The sequence below is a fragment of the Pseudomonas sp. K5002 genome (assembly GCF_013386655.1).
In the GTDB taxonomy this organism is placed as follows: domain Bacteria; phylum Pseudomonadota; class Gammaproteobacteria; order Pseudomonadales; family Pseudomonadaceae; genus Aquipseudomonas.
Genome location: NZ_JACARK010001032.1, coordinates 1 through 645, shown reverse-complemented (window position 1 = coordinate 645; position 645 = coordinate 1). Strand labels below are relative to the sequence as shown.

Annotated in this window: 1 protein-coding gene and 1 pseudogene; one reads left to right on the top strand and one right to left on the bottom strand. The window is 65.1% G+C overall.

Going from position 1 to position 645, the window contains the following annotated elements:
* A partial coding sequence (locus HX846_RS32815; RefSeq protein WP_178967012.1) for an aspartate/glutamate racemase family protein occupies nt 1–500 on the top strand: 500 nt, incomplete at its 5' end.
* Here the strand turns inward: HX846_RS32815 and HX846_RS39935 are convergent.
* Nucleotides 497–645 (bottom strand): annotated as a pseudogene (locus HX846_RS39935) (GNAT family N-acetyltransferase); the annotation flags it as partial. The gene HX846_RS32815 and the pseudogene HX846_RS39935 sit on opposite strands and share 4 nt — an antisense overlap.

Sequence of the window (645 nt, the reverse complement as noted above, 5' to 3'; positions counted from 1 at the left end):
ACGCCGCCCGCCGCCTGCAAGCCGGTGGCGCCGAATGCATCGTGCTGTGTACCAACACCATGCACCTGGTAGCGCCGCAGATTGAAGCGGCGGTGTCGATACCGTTTCTGCATATTGCAGACGCTGCCGGCGCGGCGGCCGTGGAAGCTGGCACCCTGAGCGTTGGCCTGCTGGGTACCGCGTTTACCATGGAGCAGGAGTTTCTCAAGTCACGCCTGGCGGCACAGGGGCTGACCGTGCTGGTGCCGGACGCTGAAGAGCGCCAGGCCGTGCACCGGATCATTTACGAAGAGTTGTGCGTCGGGGTGATCAGCGACGCATCGCGCGAGGTGTACCAGCGGGTGATCGAGTCTTTGGCCGCCCGTGGCGCCCAGGCCATCATCCTCGGCTGTACGGAAATCAGCCTGTTGATCAAGCCGCAGCACAGCGACCTGCCCTTGCTGGACACCACCGAGCTGCATGCGCAGGCTGCGGTGGCGTTTGCGTTGCAGGACGACTAGGCCGGCTTGCGGATGCGCGCCATGGTCAGCGTGTCGACGAATGCGCCGTCACGCACGGCGTAGTCGCGCAGCCGGCCTTCGGTCTCGAAGCCGAACTTGTGGTACAGCCGGTGGGCGGCTTCGTTGTCGGCGTACACCGTGAGTT